The sequence below is a fragment of the Streptomyces sp. NBC_00464 genome (genome assembly GCF_036013915.1).
Taxonomy (GTDB): Bacteria; Actinomycetota; Actinomycetes; order Streptomycetales; family Streptomycetaceae; genus Streptomyces.
Genome location: NZ_CP107899.1, coordinates 3,196,466 through 3,218,783, shown reverse-complemented (window position 1 = coordinate 3,218,783; position 22,318 = coordinate 3,196,466). Strand labels below are relative to the sequence as shown.

The window sequence follows — 22,318 nt, the reverse complement described above, 5'->3', positions numbered from 1 at the left end:
TGAAGGGCATGGACATCAACATTCACTCCAGTTTCCTTCCGCACGACGACCCCGACGCCTCGCTGGCCTTCTACCGCGACGTGCTCGGCTTCGAGGTACGGGGCGACGTCGGCCAGGGCGCGATGCGCTGGATCACGGTCGGCCCCGCCGACCAGCCCGGCACGTCCCTCGTGCTGGAGCCGCCGTACGCCGATCCCTCGGTCACCGACGAGGAGCGGGCCACCGTCGTCGCGATGATGGCCAAGGGCACCTTCGCCCGCGTCCTCCTGGACACGGCCGACCTCGACGCCACCTTCGAGAAGGTGCAGGCCGGCACCTCCGAGATCGTCCAGGAGCCGACCACGCAGCCATACGGCGTACGCGACTTCGCCGTCCGCGACCCCGCAGGCAACCTGATCCGCATCCAGGAACGGCGCTGAGCCGGCCCCCGACCACACAGCCGTGACCCGCACGATGGCGACGGGACCGCGAGAGCGGTCCCGCCAACAGATGGAGAGACGATGACCAGGGCCAAGAGGGCGGACACGGCGTCGGCCGTGCCGCACGTGGGCGACAGCCACGATCTGATCCGTGTGCACGGCGCGCGCGTGAACAACCTCAAGGACGTCAGCGTCGAGCTCCCGAAGCGCCGGCTGACGGTGTTCACCGGTGTCTCCGGATCGGGCAAGAGCTCGCTCGTGTTCGGCACGATCGCCGCGGAGTCGCAGCGGCTGATCAACGAGACGTACAGCGCCTTCGTGCAGGGCTTCATGCCCACGCTGGCGCGGCCCGAGGTCGACGTACTCGAAGGGCTGACCACCGCGATCAGCGTCGACCAGCAGCGGATGGGCGCCGACCCCCGCTCCACGGTCGGCACCGCCACCGACGCCAACGCGATGCTCCGCATCCTGTTCAGCCGGCTCGCCAAGCCGCACATCGGCCCGCCCAGCGCGTACTCCTTCAACACCGCATCGGTCCGGGCGACCGGTGCGATCACCGTCGAGCGGGGTGACAGGACCAAGGCGGAGAAGGCGACGTTCCAGCGCACCGGCGGCATGTGTACGCGCTGCGAGGGCCGGGGCTCGGTCTCCGACATCGACCTCAGCCAGCTCTACGACGACACCAAGTCGCTCGCCGAGGGTGCGTTCACCATCCCCGGCTGGAAGTCGGACAGCCAGTGGACGGTGCAGGTCTACGCCCAGTCCGGCTTCGTCGACCCGGACAAGCCGATCCGCAAGTACACCAAGAAGGAGCTGCGGGACTTCCTCTACGGGGAGCCGGTCAAGGTCAAGGTCAACGGCGTCAACCTCACGTACGAGGGGCTGATCCCCAAGATCCAGAAGTCGTTCCTGTCCAAGGACAAGGAGGCGATGCAGCCGCACATCCGGGCGTTCGTGGAGCGCGCGGTCACCTTCACCACCTGCCCCGAGTGCGACGGCACGCGGCTGAGCGAGGGCGCCCGCTCCTCGAAGATCAAGCGGACCAGCATCGCCGACGCGTGTGCGATGGAGATCAGGGACCTCGCCGAATGGGTGCGCGGGATCAAGGAGCCGTCGGTGGCGCCGCTGCTCGACGCGCTGCAGCAGACCCTCGACTCGTTCGTGGAGATCGGCCTCGGCTACCTCTCGCTCGACCGGCCCGCGGGCACGCTGTCGGGCGGTGAGGCGCAGCGCGTCAAGATGATCCGCCACCTCGGCTCCTCGCTCACCGATGTCACCTACGTCTTCGACGAGCCCACGATCGGCCTGCACCCGCACGACATCGAGCGGATGAACAAGCTGCTGCTGCGGCTGCGCGACAAGGGCAACACGGTGCTCGTCGTCGAGCACAAGCCGGAGACGATCGTGATCGCCGACCATGTCGTCGACCTCGGTCCGGGCGCCGGTTCGGGCGGTGGCACCGTCTGCTTCGAGGGCACCGTCGAGGGGCTGCGGGCGAGCGACACGATCACCGGCCGCCACTTCGACGACCGGGCTGCCGTCAAGGACACGGTGCGCGAGGCCACCGGTGCGATGGAGATCCGCGGCGCGACGGCGAACAACCTGCGCAAGGTCGACGTCGACGTCCCGCTCGGGGTGCTCGTCGTCGTGACGGGTGTGGCCGGTTCCGGCAAGAGCTCGCTCGTGCACGGCTCGATCCCGGCGGGGGAGGGCGTGGTCTCGGTCGACCAGAGCCCGATCCGCGGTTCGCGGCGCAGCAACCCGGCGACGTACACGGGACTGCTCGACCCGATCCGCAAGGCGTTCGCCAAGGAGAACGGCGTGAAGCCGGCGCTGTTCAGCGCCAACTCCGAGGGCGCCTGCCCCACGTGCAACGGCGCCGGCGTCATCTACATGGACCTGGCGATGATGGCCGGAGTCGCCACCCCGTGCGAGGACTGCGAGGGCAAGCGGTTCCAGCCGGCGGTCCTGGAGTACAAGCTCGGCGGCCGTGACATCAGCGAGGTCCTCGCGATGTCGGTGGCCGAGGCCGAGGAGTTCTTCGGCGCGGGCGAGGCGCACCTGCCGGCCGCGCACCGCATCCTGGACCGGCTCGCCGACGTCGGCCTCGGCTACGTCAGCCTCGGACAGCCGCTCACCACGCTGTCCGGCGGCGAGCGCCAACGCCTGAAGCTGGCGACCCACATGGGCGACAAGGGCGGGGTCTACGTCCTCGACGAGCCGACCACCGGACTCCACCTCGCCGATGTCGAGCAGCTGCTCGGCCTGCTCGACCGGCTCGTCGACTCCGGAAAGTCCGTCATCGTCGTCGAGCACCACCAGGCCGTGATGGCGCACGCCGACTGGATCATCGACCTCGGCCCCGGTGCCGGTCACGACGGCGGAAAGGTCGTCTTCGAGGGCACGCCGGCGGACCTCGTCGAGGCCCGCTCCACCCTCACGGGCGAGCACCTGGCGGCGTACGTCGGGGGCTGACGCGACCGCGGTGATGAGCGGAGGGTCCCGGGGCCCGGTTGTCGGATCCCTCCGCTCATCGGCACGGATCCCTCCGCTCATCGGCGCGGGGCGCTCGCGGTCGGCCCCGTGCGCCTGTCCGGGATGAGGCCGGGTCGGGGCTCACGTCCCGGGCCCGGCCCTGTCACTCCGGCCCTCGGCCCTCAGCCGGGGATCCAGACCTCTTCCATCAAATCCGTGGCGGCGTGGGTGTGGCGGACGCGGAACGCCGATGTCCGCACCTGCGGCCGGCGCCAGGGGTGTCGGGCGCCGAGGACCAGTTCCCCGAGGCCGCCCCAGTAGGTGGCCGCCGGGTCCTCCGGGTCGTACGGGACATCGGCATCCTTCGCCGTCCGCGCCGTCACCCCGCAGGCCTCCAGAACGGCGCCCGGGTCACCCTCCAGCGTCCACGGCGGCATCCCGTCCCCGTCCGGCCAGCCCTCGGAGTGCACCGGCTCGAAGCCGGGCACCACCCACGCGGCCTCCTCGTGGACCGCCCCGCAGTCGACCGTTGCCGCACCGACGATCTTCGCGCCCGGGAAGCGTTTCGCGAGGTTCCCGACCTGCTCCAGGACCGGCCAGGAGTTCCCCTCGTCGGCCAGGGCGGGATCCGCGATGCCGATCACGTTCCCCCACACCCCGACCTGGATCCACTCCAGGTCGTCACGGGTCGTCAGGGCGAAGCCGTCGCTGATGTTCCGCTCGCCGCCGTACTCCAGCACCGCGTCGACCGTCCCGAAGGACGCGGCGAACTCCCGTGCGGCCTCGGGGTCGTTGGGCGGCAGTTCTGTCGCATCATCCGCGAACGGCGGCAGCACCAGCGTGACCGTGTACTGACCCGACCCCCGTACCTGCGCCTGCGGCGGGCACGTCCAGAAGCTGTTCTCCGTCATGACTGCCACCGTAACGGCACGGTACGACAACACGCCGTCGTCCGAATCCCTGTGCATTCACTGTGAGTTGGGGCCTAGGCTGGTGCGGCCGGTGTCAACGACCACGGGGGCCTCTGACCCGGCCAGCCATCCCATCCTGGGCCCCTCCAGGAGAAATTCACATGACCCACCTCATACGACTGCCGCGCCGGCGTGTCTGGGCCCGCGGCATTCTCGCCCTGGCCTGCGCTTCTGTCATGGCTATGACGGGCCTGCCTTCTCTCGGCAGTGCGGAGGCCGCGCCTGCTCCGCTCAAGCCCGGCCAGCGCTGCGACGAGCTGTTCGGCCTCAAGGGCACTCCCACGAAGAGCCTTCCCGTGCGTGACGACACCCGCGCGAAGAACCTGTGGGACCAGTACGACTACGTGAACCCCGGCATGGAGTTCGACGGGCTCAACCCCACGCAGAAGGAACTCGATGCCGCGGGCAAGAACTACAAGCAGTACCCGCACACCGATCCACGCCGCATCTACGCCCGCTTCAACGCCCAGAAGGCGTGGAAGAACTTCGACGACTACCTGACCAAGCAGTACATCCCGAACCAGGGCAACGACCCGCGCGGCGACGCGTTCGAGAAGAAGGTCGTCAAGGAGATGGGCCTGACCGGCCCCGACTGGATCTGCCAGAAGGAGGTGTACTTCAGCGAGCGTGACCCCAACACCGGGAAAATCGTTCGGTACAGGCGGGTCCTGGACGCCTACAACAAGCAGACCCGCGAGATCGTGGAGATGAAGTCCAACGGCAAGCCGGACAAGACCCAGAAGCCGGCCGACAAGGCGTGGGCCCGTCACAAGGGCTGGAAGTCATACAAGTACACCTTCGTCTTCGGCGAGCCGCAGAAGAGCGAGGCCCGCACGTTCATGAAGGAGATGAAGGACGCGGCCGGCAAGGACGCGGCGGGCCGTGACCGGGCGAAGTCGTACAACTTCCACTCCGACCACAAGCCGCAGGCGCCGAAGCGGGCCGAGAACGGCCCCTACCGGCGCAGTGACCCGTTCCTGTCCAACGGCGCGGGGAAGAACGCCGGTTCCCGCGGTGGCGGCAACACCGTGATCAAGCAGTCGCCGCCCACGCCGCAGACCCTCAAGGAACAGCTCGACCGCGTCAAGGCGAACGACCCCATGGGCCGGATGCCCAAGGGGCCCGGTGGGATCGACTTCTCCACCCTGGACCTGCGCTACATTGGCAAGCCCGTCAAGGGCGAGGGCCTGAACTACGCGTTCTCCGCGAAGCAGGTCGACGACGAGTACGCGGCCGGCTGGGGCGGCCAGGAGAAGGCCCAGCTCATCTCGGACGCGTTCTTCACCTGGCTCGCGCTCACCCCGGACAAGTTCTGGGTGAACCTGAACCCGGACGAGCCCGACCGGGTCATGGACGCCCGGTTCGGGAAGACCGACGCCGGGCGGGTCCTCCTCGAAGCCGATCTCCAGATGAAGCACGACTTCTTCAAGGCGATGGACCCCAAGACGGACCTCGGCAAGCGGTTCTGGGCGTCCCTGCCCAAGGTGGACGGCCGGCCGTGCTTCACCGGGATCCGCAACTGGATCGAGCCGAAGACCGCGTCGGTGCGTGAGCAGGACGGCGGCATCCACATCCTCGACGCCCCCCTGAAGCTGAAGTCCACTCCGCAGGACTTCACCACCGATCCGGGCGGCGAGCAGATCTGCAACCCGACGAAGGCCGAGCGCGACGAGGCACAGCGGGTCATCGACCGGATGATCGTCCCCGAGGTCGAGGAGATCATCAACGAGGCTCCGCAGTACGCGGATCTGCGCCGCGTCTACACCGCACGCGTCGCCGCCGAGTACATCCGCCAGCAGGACGCCAAGTCGCCCACCGACTATCACAAGGTCATCAACAGCAACGACGTGGCCAAGTGGCCGCTGCGCGCACCCCACCAGGACTGGGACAAGAACGAGCTGTTCCAGGAGTACCGGAAGATCTTCCTCAACGGTGAGTTCGAGTACGACGTGGACACCGACGAGGGCGTGATGGTCTACATCGTGGGCGGCGTCGACTTCTCCAAGCAGCCCAAGCGCAACATGGACCCGATGCGCTTCCGCGCCGAGCACCCGTACAGGCCCCGCACCGCGCAGTTCGCGGTCGGGCAGGTGACCGACGACGCGGACAAGGACGGCTTCGTGATGCTCGGCGGGAACACCGCCGGCAACGTCCCCGGCGACGCCGAGGACCCGACCCCCACCCCGACGCCCACGCCGACGGACAAGCCCACCGGCAAGCCGACCGACACCCCGTCGACCCCGGCGCCCTCCGGTACGCCGGGCGGCAACGACGACCGGCCCACCCCGCCGGCCAGGGACCCCGAGGGCGACCTGGCCCACACGGGCTCCGACACCCCCATCGGCCTCTTCATCGGCATCGCCGCCGTGCTCGCGGCAGCCGGGGGAGGGCTGATGTGGTGGATGCGCCGGCGCAGGGCAGGACAGGCCTGACCGGGTAGACGCACCGGCCGGAACACGAGGAGCGGCTCCGCCCCGATCCACGGGGGCGGAGCCGTTCGTGGTGTCCCGCTCGTCGCCGCGGGCACGGCCCCGGCCCGCCGTGTGTCCGCCGGGTCGACGGTGCTGTGCCGTGTGCGGGTCAGAAGGTGATGACGGTGGCGCCTTCCAGCGTGAAGCGCAGGAACTCGTCCCGGGCCACCCGCAGGCGCAGCCCGCGCCCGGCGAGCCCGGCCTCGGTCCCGTCCGCCCGGGCCGCGTTGACGCAGGCGCCCACGGTCACGCCGTCCGCTATCAACTCGTCGACCTGCCGGTTGAAGACCTCGCTCGCTCCGGAGGGGGCCGCGTCGGCGAGGAGGCGCTGGGCCGGGCCGAAGCACAGGACCTCGACGGTCGTGCCGTGCTCGGCGGCGACCTCCTGGATGCGCTGGGCCACGCGGGTCCCCGTGGTGATCGAGGCGTCGTCGTCGTGGAACACGTGGATGACTGTCTTCGGCATCTGTCACAACCTTCCGCTCGGTGGCCCGGCTGGCACGCGAGGAGGGAAGGAACATATCAACCGTCTTGAGGAATGGGACGTTTCGTCTCGACTGTTGATACGTAAGGGGGGGTGGGTTGATATGCGGCGCCTGTGCGCCGGGCGCGGACGCACCGGTCCGGCCGGGCGCGGACGCACCGGTCCGGCCCGGCGCGGTGAGCTCCGGTTCGGTGTGCGGGGTGCGTGACCTGTGGCGATTTCGGGACCACGGAAGAATAAGCACGCTGAGTACGCATTTCGGTTACTCAGCGTGGAATGAATGGATCATGAAGCTCAAGGAGCGGGACAGGGGCGCAGTACGGAAGGGTGGCCGGACATGACAAGTGAGGGCGGCTGTGGCCCGGAGGCGTCCGTGCCGGAGCGGGGGGCGTTCGCCCTCGACATGCGGGACGGCCGGGTGGGCCGGGTGATGGGGCGGGTCGGCCCGTATGTGCAGCTGCGGCCCCCCGGAGGCGGCGCGGAGTGGGACTGCCCGCCCGACGCCGTCCGCCCGGCCCCGCCGGGGCTCGCACTGCGGGCGCGGGTCACCGAGATCAACCGGGAGGGGCAACTGCCGCGCTGACATCGGCGAAACCCGCTCGACCTGGCCGCGTACCGAAGGGATCCTTCGAGCATGGAGTTTCTCTGCTACCACCGCGACCGGCCTGGTTCCATGGCGCTGCGTGACGAACTGCTGGAAGAGCACTGGACATACATGGACGGGTACGCGAAGGAGATGATCGCCCGGGGGCCGACCCTCGTCGGCGACACACCCACCGGCAGCGTGCACATCGTCGACGTGCCCGATCCGGCCGCCGCCCGCGCGTTCGCCTTCGACGAACCCGGTTACCAGGCCGGTGTCTACCGCGACGTGCTGCTGCGCCGCTGGCGCAACGCGCTGGGCCGCACCATGTGGGACTTCCCCGGCGGCCCGACCGACGGCAACCGCTATCTGGTGCTCGGCGTCGGCGCCGGGGGCGGGCACGCCGTCGACCTTGAGGTGCCGCCGGGCAGGGACGAGCTGATCGCTTACGGGCCGCTGCTGTCCGACGACGGCGCCACCTGGCTGGGCACGGCGGCGCTGGTCCGGGCCCCGGACCCGGACGCGGCCCGCGGCATCCTGACCCAGGGCCGCTACGCCGACATCGAGGTCCACAACTGGCAGTTCGGCGGCCGCTCGTCCTGACCTGGGGGAGGGCGGGCCCCGGGAGCTGCCGGGGCGTCCGGCGGGCTGGGGGCTCTCGTTTGGGTCAGGCTGGATCAGGCCGCGGAGCGGGCGATGAACGCGACCTCTTCGTGTTCGTCGTCCAGCGCGATGGTCAGTGATGCGTCCAGTGCCCGCGCAAGTCGTCGCAGCAACAGCAGGGTCGGTACGGCGTCGGCACCCTCCACCCGGGAGACCTTGGCCTGGGTGAGTCCGGCGCGGTCGGCGACCTCGGCCTGAGACAGTCCGAGTTCCTTGCGCCTGTCGTAGACGGCCTTGGCGAACGCCATGGCCAGACGGGTGTCGGCGCGCTCGGCCTGCACCTCGGGGGACTCGGCGTTGCCGTCGGCGAGCTCCCTTTCGCGGGCCAGCTTCCAGCGGGTGTGGTTCATGACGCGTCTCCTTCCTCGCTGCGGCCGTGCGTCATGTGGGCCGGACCGTGCTCGGCCTCGCACACCATACGGGCCCTGACTGCACGGGCTACTTGCGCCGTCTCGCGCATCCGGGTCTTGCGGAACACTGTGAGCAGCACAATGCGGCGCTGCGGGCCGAACCCATAGGTGATCCTGGTGTCTTCGCCGGCCAGTGTCGGGTGGAGCTCGTACACGCCGTCTCGCAATGGCCGGGCGAAGGGCATGGGCGTCCGAGTGCCCAGCGCGACCAGTAGTTCGGCATACTCCTCCACCTTCCGGTATTGCTTGCCGGGGAGAAGCTCAAGCCAGGTGCGCACTTCAGGTTCGACCTCGATCACGTGCAAGTCGGTCATGCGGGCACCGCATTATGTCGCCAACGACATAATGCGGTGATGCGGCAGGCGGCGCCACAGGCGGGAGCAGAGGGGCAGACCCCGGGCGCTGCCGGGGAGGGCCGCCGATAGCCTGCGGGCATGGTGAGCATGGGCACGGCAAGCGATGCGCAACTGGCGGTCGGGGCGGCGCAGGCGGGCGCGGCGGTGGTCCGAGACATGTACGGGACGTCACTGTCGCGCGTGGAGAAGTCCGGCGGTGACTTCGCGACCGCCGCGGACCTCGCGGCGGAGAAAGCCATCCTCGACGTGCTGCGGACCGCCCGCCCCGATGACGCCGTGACCGGCGAGGAGAGCGGACACAGCGGTGCGGTGGGCGCGGAGCGCAGGTGGCTGGTCGATCCGCTGTGCGGCACGCTGAACTACGCCGTGCAGAACATGCTGGTCGCGGTGAACGTCGCCCTGCGGGTGGGGTCCGGCATCACGGCGGCCGCATCCGCCGACCCGTTCAGCGGTGAGGTGTTCTGGACCGACGGCACGTACGCCCGCGTCCGGCAGGACGGCGTGGACGAGGAGTTGTCGCCCTCGCCCGGCTCCCGACTGGTCGACGTCAACCTCGACCCGCCGTTCCCCAACGCACCGGACTTCAGAGCGGTCCACCTCCTTGCCGCCCCGGGGTTCGTCGAGCGGTTCCGGCCGCGCGTCGTCTCCACCACGCTGGCCGTGGCCTGGGTCGCCGCCGGCCGCAGGGCCGCGTACGTCACCGACGGCGACCTGCGCGACAGTGTGCACTTCGCCGCCGGGATCGCGCTGTGCGAAGCCGCCGGCTGTGTGGTGACGGGCATCCACGGCCAGCCGCTGCACACCGGAGCGGGCGGACTGATCGCGGCGGCGGACCGGGAGACGCACGAGGCGCTGGTGGCGATGGTCGGGGACCAAGCCGCCGCGGACGGCCGCTGATCTCCTGTCTTCTCCCTTCTCTCTCCGTAAGGAAAGGCCGCCGATGCCGGTCGTGCTCGTGCTGCTGCTCGCCGGGACCTGGCTGCTTTCCGGGGCCCTCGTCACCGGGACCGAACCGCTGACCGTGGCCGTGGGCCGTACCGCCGTGTGCTGTCTGGTCCTGACCGCCGTCGCCGCGTCGTCCGCGAGTGGCCGGGCCGACCTGCGGCGGGCCGCCGCGCGGCCGGGGACCGTGTGGCTGCTGGGCCTCCTCGGCTTCGCCGGGTACGCGGCCGGCACGCTCCTCGCCATCCCGCGTATCGGCACCTCGCTCACCAACCTCGTCGTCGCGCTGATGCCGTGCGCCTCGGTGGCGGTCGGTGCGCTGTTCTTCGGCGAGCGGTCCGGGCCGCGCAAGGCGGCGGGGGCGGTCCTCGCCTGCGCCGCGGCAGCCGGATACGCGGCACTGGGGGCGGACGCCGGGGATCTGGACGCGGTGGGGCTACTGCTGGTGGCGGCGGCGACCGTCGCCTTCGCGGTGTACGGATTCCTCTACCGGCAACGGCTGTCCGGGCTGCCGCCGCTCGCCGTGCTGCCGGTGCTCCTCGCCGCTGCCACCTGTCTGCTGCTCCCCATGTCCCTGCCCGCGCTCATCGCGCATCCGCCCACCTTGGCCGCGACGGGCGGCATCGTGCTGCTGGGCGCCGCGGTCTACGCACCCGCCTACCTCGTACAGCACCGGCTGATCCTGCTCCGCGGCCCGGTCTTCACGGCCGCCGTGCAACTGGCCGCCCCCTTCACCGTCCGGCTCGGCGACTGGGCCCTGGGCAGCGCGTCCGCCCCGTCGGCCGCCGAGCTTCTGCTGCTGGCGGTGTGCTGCGGGGGGATCGGGCTCGTCACCGTCCGGGTGGGGGGCCGTTCCGTCGAGCCCGTTCCCTCCGGCCGGTGAACAGAGCGCGATGGTCGGTGCGTCGCTCACACGATCGTGGGGCGCTGAGGAAAGCGGCCCAGCGCCGCTGATGGTCCGAGGCGGACAGCGGAACGGCGGCACCCCACCGGGGTGCCGCCGTTCTCGTGGTTCCGTGGTCCGTCAGACCCCCGCAGGTTCCTTCGCGGGAGTCTCCGGGCCGGCTCCGACCGTGGCCGGGCCGGTGGCCGCGATCGTGGAGGCGGCCGGTTCCTGGGAGACGTTGAACTCCGCCAGCAGGTCCTTGCTGAAGCCGAAGAAGTACGTGGCGACGAAGCCCGCCAGGTAGCCGACGACCAGGCCGCCCGCGTAGATCGCGATCGTCACGCCCAGGCCGTGGTTGCCGTCCACGAGCGGGAACAGGGCCCAGCCCGACGGGCCGATCGCGGTGGAGCCCACCGCGTCGCCGAGCTGGTTGAAGAAGCCGATGAACGCGCCGCCGAAGGCACCACCCACACACGCCGTGATGAACGGGCGGCCCAGCGGCAGCGAGACACCGTAGATCAGCGGCTCGCCGACGCCCAGGAAGCCCGCGGGCAGGGCGGACTTGATCGTCCGGCGGATCGACTCGTTGCGCGGCAGGCGGAAGTAGACCGCGATGGCCGCGCCGACCTGGCCGGCGCCGGCCATGGCGAGGATCGGGAGCAGGACCGTGTAGCCCTGCTGCTCGATCAGCGTGGTGTGGATCGGGATCAGCGCCTGGTGCAGGCCCAGCATGACCAGCGGCAGGAAGAAGCCGCCGAGGATCAGACCCGCGCCCGCGCCGCCGTTGGACAGCAGCCAGTCGGCGGCCGTACCGATCGCGGTGGAGACCTCACCCGCCACGTACATCAGGCCGAAGATCGTCACCAGACCGGAGACCAGGACCGTCAGGGTCGGGGTGACCAGGACGTCCAGCGCCTCCGGCACCCAGCGGCGGCACCACTTCTCCACGTACACCGCGAGCACCGCCGCGCCCAGTGCGCCGAGGACGCCGCCCTGGCCGGGGGAGAGCTTCTGGCCGAACGCCTCGATGTTCGCGACGCCCGGGAAGACGATGATGGCCGCGACCGCACCGCCGAGGATCGGCGTGCCGCCGAACTCCTTCGCCGTGTTGTAGCCGACGAAGACCGCGATCAGCGCCATGAAACCGGACGCCATGGCCGCCAGGGCCGGGGTGACCGACGTCAGCCAGCCGAGGTTGACCAGCAGACCGTTCAGGCCCGCGATGATGCCGCAGCCGATCAGGGCCGGGATCAGCGGCACGAAGATGTTGGCGATCTTGCGCAGGAACAGCTTGAACGGCGTGGCGTTCTTCGCCTTCCGTGCCGCCTTCATCTCCGCGCCCTGCGCGGCCAGTTCCTCCGCGGTGAGCGGGGCGGCGGAGGTCGGGGCCGCAGTCGGGGCGGGGGCCGAGGCCTTGCCCTCCTCGACGAGCTTCTCGAACTCCGGGGTGACGCGGGCGACCGTACCGGGACCGAGAACGATCTGGTACGTGTCGTCCTCGACCACGCCCATGACGGCGGGCACGGCCTTCAGTGCCTCGTCCTGGACGAGCGAACGATCGTGCAGACCGAGCCGGAGCCGGGTCATGCAGTGGACAACGGAGCTGACGTTCGCGGCGCCACCGACGAGCGGAAGGATCGCGGCGGCAGTGGCGCGGTTCTTGTCTTCTGTAGCCATGGTGCGTGGTGCCTTGCTGTGCGGGGGAGCGGAGGTGGAGCGGGAGGTCAGGTGGTGCGGGGGGCGGCGGCGAGCGCGGCGCGGAGGTGCCCGTCCGATGCGGACAGCAGGGTGGCGGCGGTGGGGCCGTCGACCTGGCCGAGGATGGTGAGGATGGCGTTCTTCACCTCGCCGTCGGTGGCGGCCAGCGCGGCCTCGATCTCCGGGTCGGAGGCGCCGGTGGCCAGCGAGACGATCCGCCGGGAACGGGCGCGCAGCTTCTCGTTGGAGGCGCGGACGTCGACCATGAGGTTTCCGTACGTCTTGCCGAGCCGGATCATCGTGATCGTCGAGAGCATGTTGAGGACGAGCTTCTGTGCCGTGCCCGCCTTCAGCCGGGTGGAGCCGGTGAGCAGCTCGGGGCCGACGACGACTTCGAGGGGGTGCTCGGCGGCGGCGCCCAGCGCGGAGTCCGCGTTGCAGGACAGGCCGATGGTCAGGGCGCCCTTGGCGCGGGCGTGCTCGACGGCCCCGATCGCGTACGGCGTACGGCCGGAGGCGGAGATGCCGACCACCGTGTCGTCGGCGGTGAGGCCCAGCGCTTCGAGGTCGGCGGCGGCCAGCTCCTTGCTGTCCTCGGCGCCCTCGACGGCGGTGACCATGGCGGACGGGCCGCCCGCGATCAGACCGATCACATCGGCCGGGTCGGTGTTGAAGGTGGGCGGGCACTCGCTGGCGTCCAGCACGCCGAGCCGGCCCGCGGTGCCGGCGCCCGCGTAGATCAGCCGGCCGCCGCGCGCCATGCGGGCCGCGGTGGCGTCGATCGCGGCGGAGATCTCGGGCAGCCGCTCGGCGACGGCGGCGGGGACGGTCCGGTCCTCGCCGTTCATGATCCGGGCGATCTCCGAGGTGGGCAGCTGATCGATCTCGGCGAGCTCGGGGCGGAAGGCCTCGGTGGTGAGGGTGGCGAGCTGGGCGCGCAGTTCGCCGTATCCGTCGGGAGTGGTGGCGTCGGCGTCGGTGAGGGAGGTCATGGAGAGCGGCTCTGCTTTCTTGAACTCGTACGGTTCTGCGGGTGCGGGTGCGGGTGCGGGTGCGGGTGCGGTTGTGTGTCTGCGTGTGCCGCTGGTCAGCGGGTGGTGCGGGGGTTGTGGCGGTGGGCCAGCGCCTCGTAGGAAGCGGCGAGGGCCGGGGCCGCCGTCTCGTACGTACGCTGTGCGACTCCTATGAACAGGCAGTCGACGACCAGGAGCTGGCTCGTACGGCTCGACATGGCGGCCGGGCGCAGCTCGCTCTCGCGGGCCGTGGACGTGGTCAGTACGTGGTCGGCGTACTGCGTGACCGGGCCGTCGGGGCGGCCCGTGATCGCGACCGTCGTCGCGCCGCGGTCGAAGGCGACGCGCAGCGGCTCGATGACGTCACCCGTCGAGCCGGAGTGGGTGATCGCGATGGCCAGGTCGCCGGAGCGCAGCTGCACGGCGTTGGTCACCGCGAGGTGCGGGTCCATGTTGGCGTGGGCGATCAGGCCGATACGGGCCAGCTTCTGCGCCAGGTCCTGACCGACGAGCGAGGAGGCACCCACGCCGTAGATGTCGATCCGGCGGGCGGTGGCGGCGGCGGACACGACGGCACCGAGCTGCACGGTGTCGAGCCCGGCTGCGGTGTCGGCGAGGGTCTGCTGCTCGTCGTAGGCCAGCTTGGCGACCACGTCGGCGATCGGGTCGTCGACCGCTATGTCCGCGGTGACGGCGGGCGCCCGGCCGGACTGCTGGTGGGCGGCGAGACCGGCCAGCGCGAGGCGCAGGTCGCGGTAGCCGGGGTAGCCGAGGAGACGGGCGGTGCGGACCACGGTCGCCTCGCTGGTGCCGGTGAGCTCGGCGAGACCGGTGACCGTGAGGGCAGCGCAGCCGGCCGGGTCGCCGGCGACGGCCTCGGCGACCCGCTGCATGGAGCGGGTCATGGACGGCGCGAGCGTCCGCACCTTGGCCGCGAGGGCTGCTGGGGCGGGCGGCGATTCGGCGCTGAAACTTTCCTTCAGGTCATTGGTCACCTTTGAAAGATATTTTCAACCCCGGTGTCCGTCAACCCCCCTTTGGTCCCGACCTCTGGCGGAACGCGGAACGCGGAACGCGAAAGGGGGATCGGTGTACGGGTGGACAATGGCTGCATGGAGCCGAACCCCCTGGAGCAGGCGCTGCACACCGCCCGCGCACTCGTCATGGCCGACCTCGCCGCCGGAGATGTGGCCGAGGCGCAGATCGTCTCGATGGTCGAGGACGCGGTGACGCACCGGCGCTGGTGGGTCGAGCAGTGGCCGGAGGGCGCGGAGTTCGTCGTCGGCCTCGTCGCCCAGGACGTCCAGGACGCGCTGCTGGAGGAGTACGGCCGCTGGCCGCTGTGCCCGGTCTGCGACGCGGGCGACCCGCACGCCCTCGACGTCGAGCCGGAACTCGGCCCGGACCCGCACTGGGTCTGCACGAAGGCCGCTGTGGCGGTCGCCCCGGTCGGTGCGCTGACCGGAATACTGCGGCCGTGACCGTCTACATCGATCCACCGGACTGGCCGGGGCACGGGCGGCTCTGGTCGCACCTGGTCAGCGATGTGTCCTTCGAGGAGCTCCACGCCTTCGCCGCGTCCATCGGCTGCCCGCCCCGCGCCTTCGAGCGCGACCACTACGACGTACCCGAAGCGCGCTACGAGGACGCGGTACGGGCCGGCGCCCGGCAGATCGGCTCCAAGGAGCTGGTCCGCCGGATCACGGAGGCGGGCCTGCGCCGCCCCAAGGGCCGGCCCGCGCCCCGCTGAGTCCGCTCAGCCGGCCGACGAGGGCGCGCACACCGGCGACGCGTCCTGCACGGAGTCCGCCGCAGCGGCCGGGGCGCCCGCCACCAGCCGGGACGACGAGGCGCGGCTGCGCTGCAACCGCAGTGAGAGGACCACCGTCACCAGCGCCAGCACGGTCATCGCCGCCCCCGCCCACGCGGTGGCCTCGAAACCGAAGTCCAGGTCGATCACCGTGCCGCCCAGCCAGGGGCCGCCGGTGTTGCCCAGGTTGAACGCGGCGGTGGTCGTCGCGCCCGCCAGGGTCGGGGCGGCGCCCGCGACGTTGAACATGCGGGCGTTCAGCGCCGGAGCCGTATAGAACGCCGACAGGCCCAGCAGGAACGAGAGCACGATCACGGCGGCCTGGTTCGACGCGAACAGTGCCAGCGCGGCCAGGAACACCGTCGACGCCGCGATACCGCTCAGCAGCACCCCGAAGAGGTGCGCGTCCGCGACCCGGCCGCCGATCATCGTGCCGATCAGCGCACCGATCCCGAACAGCGCGAGCACGGTCGGCACCCAGCCCGAGTCCAGCCCGGCGACATCCGTCAGCAGCGGCGCCAGATAGCTGAACGCGCAGAACACCCCGCCCGCCGCGAGCGCGGTGAGCACGATGGAGAGCCACACCTGCCGGTCGCGGTAGATCCCCAGCTCCCGCTTGAGCTGCGGCTTCTTGTCCGGGAGCGGGATCCGGGGGATCATCGTCGCCACCCCGGCCAGCGCCACGGCGGAGGCCGCACCGACCGCCCAGAACGCCGACCGCCAGCCCAGGTTCTCGCCGAGGAAGGCGCCCAGCGGCACCCCCAGCACGTTCGCGATGGACAGCCCGCCGATCATCACGGCCATCGCGCGGGCACGGGAGTTCACCGGCACCATCGCGATGGCGACGGCAGCCCCGACCGCCCAGAACCCGGCGCACGCGAACGCGCTGATCACACGGGACGCGAAGAGCACCTCGTACGTCGGCGCGAGCGCACCCGCGACCTGGCCGAGGCCGAAGACCGAGATCAGCGCGATGAGCGTGGTGCGGCGCGGCAGCCGGAGCGTGGCCACGGCGAGCAGCGGGGCGCCGACCACCATGCCGATCGCGAACGCGGATATGAGGAGCCCGGCACGCGGGATCGACACGTTCATGTCATCGGCGATGGGTGGCAGCAGCCCGGAGAGCATGAACTCGCTCGTGCCGAGGGCGAAGACCGAGAGGCCGAGGATGTATACGGCCAGGGGCATACGGGAGCGGCTGGTGGCAGAGTCGGGCATGACAGGTGCCAACAGCGGAATGGCCCGTGGCATTCCCCCGGGCCTGGCCGCTCCGGTTCGCTTCCGGCCCCGGCGGGGTTTGGCGCGCGAGGGGCTCCAGCCTCGTGCGAAGAGCTCCGGCCTCGTGCTTTACCGCGGTAGAGGTGACTGCCGCCGCTCAGCGCGCGAGCAGCTCCAGCTCCGTGCTCAGGTTGTGCCGGGCCCGCGCCTCCCACTCGGCCGCCCCGTACGGGGTACGGAACAGCCGCGGCAGCCCCAGAAGCTGCCGCAGCACCGCCGCCCGGCCCTCGCGGAACGCGTCGGCGGGGACGAAGCCGTACTCCTCGCGCACCCGGGCCGCGTACTGCGCGTACTCCTTGGGCGGTGCCGCGAGGATCGCGAGGTCCGCGTCGCACAGGACCTCGCCGTTGGTGTCGCCGTCCGCCGGGTCGTGCGAGACGGTGAGCCGGACCAGGCGGGCGACCTCGGCGGTGGTCGCGGCGGGCACCCCCGCCTCGGGCAGGGCGCGCTCGGCGAGGACGGCGCTGCGCTCCTCGTTCTCGGACCGGTCGGGCCGGTAGACCGCGTCGTGGAACCAGGCGGCCAGCCGGACCGCGTTCGGGTCCGCGGCATGACCGGCGAGCGTGTCGACGTGGTCCAGGACCGCCGCCAGGTGGGCGGTGGTGTGGTAGCGCCGCTGGGGCTCGGCCCACCGTGCCAGGAGGTTGTCGGCGTACGGCAGCGGGTCGGCGCCCTCGTCGCCGCTCCGGGCGGCGACGAGGGCTTCCTGCCAGCGGATGCGGAGACTCTGGGCGCTGTCGGTCATGGGGCGACTGTAAAGGGACCGGGCGGGTCGGGGCAGTGCCGGTGAGGGGCCGGACGGGCGGCGCAGTGCCAGGGAGGGCCGGACGGGGCGGCGTCGGTCAGTCGGAGGAGCCGTTTCCGGGCTTGTCCACGCAGGACAGATCCATGACGTCTTCCTCCCGGGGCCTGGCCTCGTCCCGGATGGCCTTGGGGACAGCGGGGAGACTGGACTTGAAGTTCGTTTCCCAGGCGGTCGCGTTGCCGATGTACTTCAGCAGCTCGTCGCGGAGCCTGATGCAGTCCTCGCGGTGCCCCTTGGTCATCGCGATGCCGTACTGATTGGGAGCCTCCCCGAATTCGAGACCTGGCACGACTTCGAGGCCGCGGTGCTCCTGGGTCAGTCCGTAAAGAATCAGCACGTCCGTGGAGACAGCCGCCACGGTTCCGGCCTCGAGCCTCTTCACGCAGGTCTTCGCGTCGTCCTCCATCCTCGGGACGATCTTCTCGAAGCCGCCCTTGGACAGTTCATTGGCGGACGTGGTGCCCGCCCACACACAGACGATCTCGCCGTCGAAGTCCCTCTTCTTCCTGAACTTCGCGGCGTCCTTCTTGCGGATCAGGAAGCCCTGCTGAGTCGTGGCGTACGGGCCGACGAAGTCGAGATCGCCGGCCTGCGGACTCGTGCCCTCGGGAGCCATGCGGTCCGGGGTGATCGAGAAGGTGGCGGCCACCAGTTGCACGCCCCCCTCGTGCAGGACCCGGATGCGGTCCTGAGACATGACGCTGGTGAAGCGTGGGGTTTTGTAGCCGAGGTTGTTCATGAGCGTGCCGACCACGGAGACGTCGAATCCGATGAACTGGCCGCCGTGCGGCGAGAAGCTCGTGCCCGGCTGGTCGTCCTTGGTTCCCACTTCCGTGCTGTCCGAGAGGATCGACGGAGGATCGGACTCGCACCCGGCCACGGCGCCGCAGAGTAGGATCGCCGCGGTGACGGCCGCCCACCCGCGCAGAGCTGCTCCTGACATCTGCTACCTCGCTCCATGGGAATCCCGTGCGCCGGGCGCGGGAGTCGTGGGGTCAGTCGTTGTGCAGGGTGGCCTGCTTGTTCACCAGGCGCAGGGTGCAGCCCTGGGGGGTCTGCACCTTGAGTTCGAACGTCACACCGTTCGGCTGCATGAGGCCGCCGAGGTCGAAGTCGGTGGTGGAGCGGGCGGGCAGATCCGATACGAGCGGAGTGACGCTGTCGCTGAGGGCCGTGAGACGGACCCGGGTCCGGTGGGAGCAGGCAGGCGCCCCGGCGTCGTACTCCCCGAGCTCCAGAGCGAGCCGCAGCCGGCCGCGCCGGTCGGCGGTCTTCGACGGGGCCACGGTGAGGACGAGCGCGCTGTCGGGCTCGTTGGTCAGCGCCTGCGCGCCCTGCGTCCGGACCAGGACATCCACTTCGCCGTTGCGCACGACGTTCTGGAACGACCACCAGCTGATGAGGGCGCAGACGAGGGAGACGATGAGCAGCAGGTCGGGAAGGCGGAGCCCCGAGCCCTTCCGCCCGGCCGGACCGCCCGTCCCGGTCGCACCCGCGCGGTCGGCGCGGCGCAGGCTGATGTGGACGACGGAGGCGAGGAAGGCGAGCAGCAGGAAGGCGAAGAAGCCGACGTACTGACTGCGGGAGCCCCCCGGCCACTTCCAGGTGGCGTAGCCGGCCAGGAGGACGGTGAGGATCAGGAAGAGCCAGCCGGTGACGAAGGAGGCACGCCGGATGAGGATCTGGAACTGATTGAACGTGCCGGCGTTGCCGATGATGTTGTTGTTGTCGCCCTGCGACCTGAGCGACGGGTCTCCGCGACCCCAGTTACCCGGGCTCGTCACCTCTCGTCCCGCAGATGCTGGGTGAAGGTGCCCACGCTGCCGATCACGATGTTGTTGTCGCCCGTGGAATTCACCGTGGTGGACTGGGCGGGGGCGGGGGCGGGGGCGGGGACGGGGACGGGTGCCGGGGCCCCCACCAGTTCGTTCAGGTCCTGACGGCCGGGCGAGCCGTTCAGCCAGGTGGTGAGCGCCGCCGCGAGCTGCGCCCGCTCGGCTTCGTTCAACCGGGCAAGCAGGGCGTCCAGTTCGACGGCATCCGGCTCTGCGAGCCCGGCCGGGCCGTCCGGGTCCTGCCCGCCCCGGCCGATGAGGCGGCGGAAGACCCCCTCGCCGCCGTCCACGGTCCGGTCGGTGATCCGCTGGATGACGCCCTCCATCGCTCCGTCCGCCATACGCCCGGCGAAGAGCGACGCGTGAGGGGCAAGCTGGCCGACGAGTTCGAACAGCAGCGACACGATGGCTCCATGAGTTTCCGGAGTTCCAGTAACACGTGGGGAACTGAGGGTAGTTGCCGATGCGCGCCGTGTTCATGAATCCGCAAAGGTTGTCCGGAAAAAGTGGTTGCCTGGGGGGCATGGCTGACGAACGTGATCCCGAACTTCCCGGTCTCCTCCTGCGCACCGAGCGGGACCTCCTGATACCGCTGCTGCGGTCCGCCGCCGCGAGCGACTTCGCGCTGCGCACCGCGTGCCCCGGCTGGACCGTGCGGGACGTGCTCGCGCACTGCGGTTCGGTGCTGAGCCGGGTGGTGGAGGGCCGGTTCGGGCCGGATGTGTTCAGCCCCGAGTGCAACGACCGGGACATCGCCGAACGCGCCGGCTGGACCGACGCGCAGGTGGTGGACGAGCTGGAGGCGGGGATGACCGACGCCGGAGCCGTGATCGCCGCCGGGCCCGGGGTGCTGGACGGGGTGGCGCTGGGGGAGTGGGTGCACGCGGGCGACGTACGCGAGGCATGGGGGCTCGAAGGGGCCTACCGGGGGCCGGGCCTGCCGCTCGCGCTCCGGCTCCTCGGCCCGCGCGCCCGCCACCAGAAGATGCCGCTGCTGGTCGCCGAGCTCGAGGACAGCAAGGAGGAGCTGGTCATCGGCAGGGAGCAGGAGGGCCGGGCACCCGGACGCTACCGGGGTGACGGGGCGACGCTGATCAGGCTCTGCGCTGGCCGGTCGCTGGTGGGGACGCGGTACGAGCTGGAGGGCGTCACGGAGCGCGAACTCTTCCTCTTCGGCTGAGGCGGGGCGCGCGAGGCGGTTCTTGCCCGCGCCCTGCCCGCACCGCCGTGCCCCGCCCCGTCACGTCGTGGCGGGCAGCCCGAAGTGGCCGGCGATGATCCGCATCGTGACGGCGCCGTCTGCGTTGAAGTCGGGATCGGCGTCGTACGCCGAGGTCTCCCGGCCGACGATCCCGGCGGCCAGCAGTTCGCGTATCAGCAGATCTCCGTGGCGTTGCGTCTCACGGCCCCGGCCGACGTTGAAGTACGTCTGCCCGAATCCGCCCCGGCTGTTCAGGAACTGGAAGGGGTGGTCCTCGCAGTGCTGAATGGCGTAGTTCTGCCCGTTCGCACAGGCGCACGCGGGTGTGCCCGCCAGGAATACCGTCTCGACCCGGTCCGGCCCGCCGAAGCGCTCGTCGTAGCGGAATCCGGTGAGGAAGCCCGCCAGCTGGGAGACCTCTCCGCCGCGCACGGCTGCCGCGTCCCACGTCACCCACGCCCAGCTGCCCGACTCGCCCTGCGTACGGGCCGGATACCCGGCGTCCGCGCACGCGGCGGCCAGCTCGGTCACATCGACGCCACGGGCATGGACGGCGTACGTCCCCGGGGCGACGACCGGGCGTGACTCGCTGACAGCGCCCACCGGCTCCGCGCCCACCGGTCCCGTGGCAACGGGCGGCTCGCCGCGCGGCGAGGGAGCGAGCGGCAGGGCGGCCAGCGGCGGGGAGGGCAGGCCGAAGGCGTCGGCTATCGTCCGCACCAGCCGCAGCTCGTCGGCGTCCTCGTGCTCGTAGCAGTCGTGCGCGCCGTCCTTCCACTCCTCGCACTCCGCCGCAGGGCCTATCACGCCCGCCGCGAACAGCTCGGCCGACAGATAGTCGGGGTTGTCGCCCACCCGCTGCTGTCGGAAGTCCTCGAAGCTGAAGAAGAGCGTCGTGCGCTCGTCGCGGTAGTACACGAAGTGGGGGCCGTGCGCCTTCGCGCTGCACGGCTCGGTCACGAAGACGACCACTTCCGCCCCGCGCGGGCAGAGCCGCCCGTAGTCGACCTCTTCGTAGTCGTCGTCCTCCTCGTTGATCATGTCGTGCACGGCCCACGCCCAGCCGTTTGCCTCGCCCCGGGCGAGCGGCTCGCGGTTCTGCTCGCGCAGCCCTTCGAAGAAGGCGTCGGCGGGCAGGCCCCGGGCGAAGGCAAGGTTCACCTCGTGGCCGGGGAACGTGTCGTGCAGCCATGTCGTCATGGATCCGATCGTAGGCGCGGGCACTGACAACGCTGCTGCCCCCAAGCCCCGTTGCCGCGCCTCCGGCCCGGCCGAAATCGCACGACAGGGCCGTGTGGCCTCTGGAAAACTGCCCAGGACATTCCGTACGGCGACTGGATGGGTAAGCGATGGCTTTCGCGCTGGAAGGGCCGGTTCTGGAGGGCGTGCGCGTGCGTCTGGAGCCGCTGGAGCACCGTCATGCCGAGGGTCTGCTCAGGGCGGCCGAGGAGGACCGGAGCTCGTACCGGTTCACGTGGGTGCCCGGCCCCGGTGAGGTCGACGGGTACATCGACGCCCAGCTCGCCCGCGCCGCCGCCGGAAAGCTGAGCCCGTACGTCCAGGTGGACCGGGCGTCCGGCCGGGTGGTCGGGGCCACGGCGTACTGGGAGCCCCGGTACTGGCTGGACGAGAACACGCTGAGCGCGATCGAGGTCGGCTTCACCTGGCTCGCCGCCTCCGCCCAGGGCTCGGGGATCAACGCCGAGGCCAAGTACCTGCTGTTCCGGCACGCGTTCGAGGTGTGGGGAGTGGCACGCGTCGACCTGAAGACGGATGCCCGCAACAGCCGCTCCCGGGCCGCGATCGAAGCGGTGGGCGCGTGCTTCGAGGGCGTACTGCGGAACTGGTCCCGGTCGTGGGCCCCCGGCGAGGACGGGACGCTGCGGGACTCCGCGATCTTCTCGATCACGGCGGACGAGTGGCCGGAGTGCCGGGCACGGCTCGAAGAGCGCATCGCACGCGGCAGCGGGCGGCCGGAGGCCCGGCTTCCTGTCGGAAGCTGAGTCCGGCCGCCCGCG

At 70.9% G+C, this 22,318-nt stretch carries 24 protein-coding genes; 11 read left to right on the top strand and 13 right to left on the bottom strand.

All coding sequences use genetic code 11. The annotated features are described in order from the left end of the window. Positions 1-8 precede the first annotated feature (8 nt). Positions 9-419, top strand: a complete 411-nt coding sequence (locus tag OG912_RS14240) for a VOC family protein (protein ID WP_326737802.1) — start codon at positions 9-11, stop codon at positions 417-419. 81 nt (positions 420-500) lie between these two features. Then, the gene (locus OG912_RS14235) at positions 501-2,894 is read left to right on the top strand and encodes an excinuclease ABC subunit UvrA (RefSeq protein WP_327709651.1); all 2,394 of its coding nucleotides are present in this window, start codon (positions 501-503) and stop codon (positions 2,892-2,894) included. A gap of 182 nt (positions 2,895-3,076) precedes the next feature. Here OG912_RS14235 and OG912_RS14230 read toward each other — a convergent pair whose 3' ends face one another. Beyond that, complete coding sequence (locus OG912_RS14230) at positions 3,077-3,805, bottom strand: DUF6333 family protein (protein ID WP_327709650.1); 729 nt, start codon at positions 3,803-3,805, stop codon at positions 3,077-3,079. 161 nt (positions 3,806-3,966) lie between these two features. On the opposite strand from OG912_RS14230, the gene OG912_RS14225 reads away from it, so the two are divergent. Further along, positions 3,967-6,297, top strand: a complete 2,331-nt coding sequence (locus OG912_RS14225; RefSeq protein WP_327709649.1) for an LPXTG cell wall anchor domain-containing protein — start codon at positions 3,967-3,969, stop codon at positions 6,295-6,297. 148 nt (positions 6,298-6,445) lie between these two features. Here the strand turns inward: OG912_RS14225 and OG912_RS14220 are convergent, their stop codons facing one another. Next, positions 6,446-6,802, bottom strand: coding sequence for a hypothetical protein (locus tag OG912_RS14220; protein WP_327709648.1), 357 nt, complete (start codon positions 6,800-6,802; stop codon positions 6,446-6,448). Positions 6,803-7,157: 355 nt separating this feature from the next. On the opposite strand from OG912_RS14220, the gene OG912_RS14215 reads away from it, so the two are divergent. Both OG912_RS14215 and OG912_RS14210 read left to right on the top strand, forming a co-directional pair. Next, positions 7,158-7,403: a hypothetical protein gene (locus OG912_RS14215; RefSeq protein WP_327709647.1), complete on the top strand. Its 246-nt coding sequence runs from the start codon at positions 7,158-7,160 to the stop codon at positions 7,401-7,403. Between the two features lie 51 nt (positions 7,404-7,454). Beyond that, the gene (locus OG912_RS14210; RefSeq protein WP_327709646.1) at positions 7,455-8,006 is read left to right on the top strand and encodes a YciI family protein; all 552 of its coding nucleotides are present in this window, start codon (positions 7,455-7,457) and stop codon (positions 8,004-8,006) included. Positions 8,007-8,080: 74 nt separating this feature from the next. On the opposite strand, the gene OG912_RS14205 is transcribed toward OG912_RS14210, so the two are convergent. Beyond that, positions 8,081-8,416: a helix-turn-helix domain-containing protein gene (locus tag OG912_RS14205; protein WP_327709645.1), complete on the bottom strand. Its 336-nt coding sequence runs from the start codon at positions 8,414-8,416 to the stop codon at positions 8,081-8,083. Beyond that, a complete protein-coding gene (locus OG912_RS14200) occupies positions 8,413-8,790 on the bottom strand; it encodes a type II toxin-antitoxin system RelE/ParE family toxin (RefSeq protein WP_327709644.1) in 378 nt (125 codons plus the stop codon). The genes OG912_RS14205 and OG912_RS14200 overlap by 4 nt, the downstream gene beginning before the upstream one ends. Before the next feature lie 120 nt (positions 8,791-8,910). Between OG912_RS14200 and OG912_RS14195 the strand changes: the two genes are divergently transcribed. Together OG912_RS14195 and OG912_RS14190 are read left to right on the top strand one after the other, a co-directional pair. Continuing rightward, positions 8,911-9,729, top strand: a complete 819-nt coding sequence (locus OG912_RS14195; RefSeq protein ID WP_327709643.1) for an inositol monophosphatase family protein — start codon at positions 8,911-8,913, stop codon at positions 9,727-9,729. Between the two features lie 43 nt (positions 9,730-9,772). After that, positions 9,773-10,657 carry an EamA family transporter gene (locus OG912_RS14190; RefSeq protein WP_327709641.1) on the top strand — a complete coding sequence of 295 codons (885 nt, stop codon included), beginning with the start codon at positions 9,773-9,775 and terminating at the stop codon, positions 10,655-10,657. A 141-nt stretch (positions 10,658-10,798) separates the two neighbouring features. Here OG912_RS14190 and OG912_RS14185 read toward each other — a convergent pair whose 3' ends face one another. The 3 genes from OG912_RS14185 to OG912_RS14175 all read right to left on the bottom strand — a co-directional run bounded on the left by OG912_RS14185 (position 10,799) and on the right by OG912_RS14175 (position 14,366). After that, positions 10,799-12,337: a PTS transporter subunit EIIC gene (locus tag OG912_RS14185; protein WP_326737815.1), complete on the bottom strand. Its 1,539-nt coding sequence runs from the start codon at positions 12,335-12,337 to the stop codon at positions 10,799-10,801. 47 nt (positions 12,338-12,384) lie between these two features. Continuing rightward, positions 12,385-13,350, bottom strand: coding sequence for an N-acetylmuramic acid 6-phosphate etherase (gene murQ, locus OG912_RS14180; protein WP_326737816.1), 966 nt, complete (start codon positions 13,348-13,350; stop codon positions 12,385-12,387). A gap of 95 nt (positions 13,351-13,445) precedes the next feature. After that, on the bottom strand, positions 13,446-14,366 hold the full coding sequence (locus OG912_RS14175; RefSeq protein ID WP_327709640.1) for a MurR/RpiR family transcriptional regulator: 921 nt from the start codon (positions 14,364-14,366) through the stop codon (positions 13,446-13,448). 117 nt (positions 14,367-14,483) lie between these two features. Here OG912_RS14175 and OG912_RS14170 point away from each other — a divergent pair, with 117 nt between their 5' ends. Together OG912_RS14170 and OG912_RS14165 are read left to right on the top strand one after the other, a co-directional pair. Further along, positions 14,484-14,852 carry a hypothetical protein gene (locus tag OG912_RS14170; RefSeq protein ID WP_326737818.1) on the top strand — a complete coding sequence of 123 codons (369 nt, stop codon included), beginning with the start codon at positions 14,484-14,486 and terminating at the stop codon, positions 14,850-14,852. Further along, complete coding sequence (locus OG912_RS14165) at positions 14,849-15,121, top strand: DUF4031 domain-containing protein (protein WP_326737819.1); 273 nt, start codon at positions 14,849-14,851, stop codon at positions 15,119-15,121. The genes OG912_RS14170 and OG912_RS14165 overlap by 4 nt, the downstream gene beginning before the upstream one ends. A 6-nt stretch (positions 15,122-15,127) precedes the next feature. Here the strand turns inward: OG912_RS14165 and OG912_RS14160 are convergent, their stop codons facing one another. The 5 genes from OG912_RS14160 to OG912_RS14140 all read right to left on the bottom strand — a co-directional run bounded on the left by OG912_RS14160 (position 15,128) and on the right by OG912_RS14140 (position 19,503). Beyond that, positions 15,128-16,369 carry a Cmx/CmrA family chloramphenicol efflux MFS transporter gene (locus OG912_RS14160; RefSeq protein ID WP_327713432.1) on the bottom strand — a complete coding sequence of 414 codons (1,242 nt, stop codon included), beginning with the start codon at positions 16,367-16,369 and terminating at the stop codon, positions 15,128-15,130. A 187-nt stretch (positions 16,370-16,556) separates the two neighbouring features. Beyond that, positions 16,557-17,204: an HD domain-containing protein gene (locus tag OG912_RS14155; protein ID WP_327709639.1), complete on the bottom strand. Its 648-nt coding sequence runs from the start codon at positions 17,202-17,204 to the stop codon at positions 16,557-16,559. Between the two features lie 97 nt (positions 17,205-17,301). Continuing rightward, positions 17,302-18,207: a transporter substrate-binding domain-containing protein gene (locus tag OG912_RS14150; RefSeq protein WP_327709638.1), complete on the bottom strand. Its 906-nt coding sequence runs from the start codon at positions 18,205-18,207 to the stop codon at positions 17,302-17,304. 52 nt (positions 18,208-18,259) lie between these two features. After that, positions 18,260-19,048: a hypothetical protein gene (locus OG912_RS14145; protein ID WP_327709637.1), complete on the bottom strand. Its 789-nt coding sequence runs from the start codon at positions 19,046-19,048 to the stop codon at positions 18,260-18,262. Next, a complete protein-coding gene (locus tag OG912_RS14140; protein ID WP_327709636.1) occupies positions 19,045-19,503 on the bottom strand; it encodes a hypothetical protein in 459 nt (152 codons plus the stop codon). Before OG912_RS14140 ends, OG912_RS14145 begins: the two co-directional genes overlap by 4 nt. Positions 19,504-19,622: 119 nt before the next feature. On the opposite strand from OG912_RS14140, the gene OG912_RS14135 reads away from it, so the two are divergent. After that, positions 19,623-20,279, top strand: a complete 657-nt coding sequence (locus OG912_RS14135) for a maleylpyruvate isomerase family mycothiol-dependent enzyme (RefSeq protein WP_327709635.1) — start codon at positions 19,623-19,625, stop codon at positions 20,277-20,279. Positions 20,280-20,339: 60 nt separating this feature from the next. On the opposite strand, the gene OG912_RS14130 is transcribed toward OG912_RS14135, so the two are convergent. After that, the gene (locus OG912_RS14130; protein ID WP_327709634.1) at positions 20,340-21,500 is read right to left on the bottom strand and encodes a hypothetical protein; all 1,161 of its coding nucleotides are present in this window, start codon (positions 21,498-21,500) and stop codon (positions 20,340-20,342) included. Between the two features lie 149 nt (positions 21,501-21,649). On the opposite strand from OG912_RS14130, the gene OG912_RS14125 reads away from it, so the two are divergent. Beyond that, positions 21,650-22,303 (top strand): GNAT family N-acetyltransferase, encoded by a 654-nt coding sequence (locus OG912_RS14125; RefSeq protein ID WP_327709632.1) that lies wholly within the window; start codon positions 21,650-21,652, stop codon positions 22,301-22,303. The last annotated feature ends 15 nt before the right edge of the window (positions 22,304-22,318 follow it).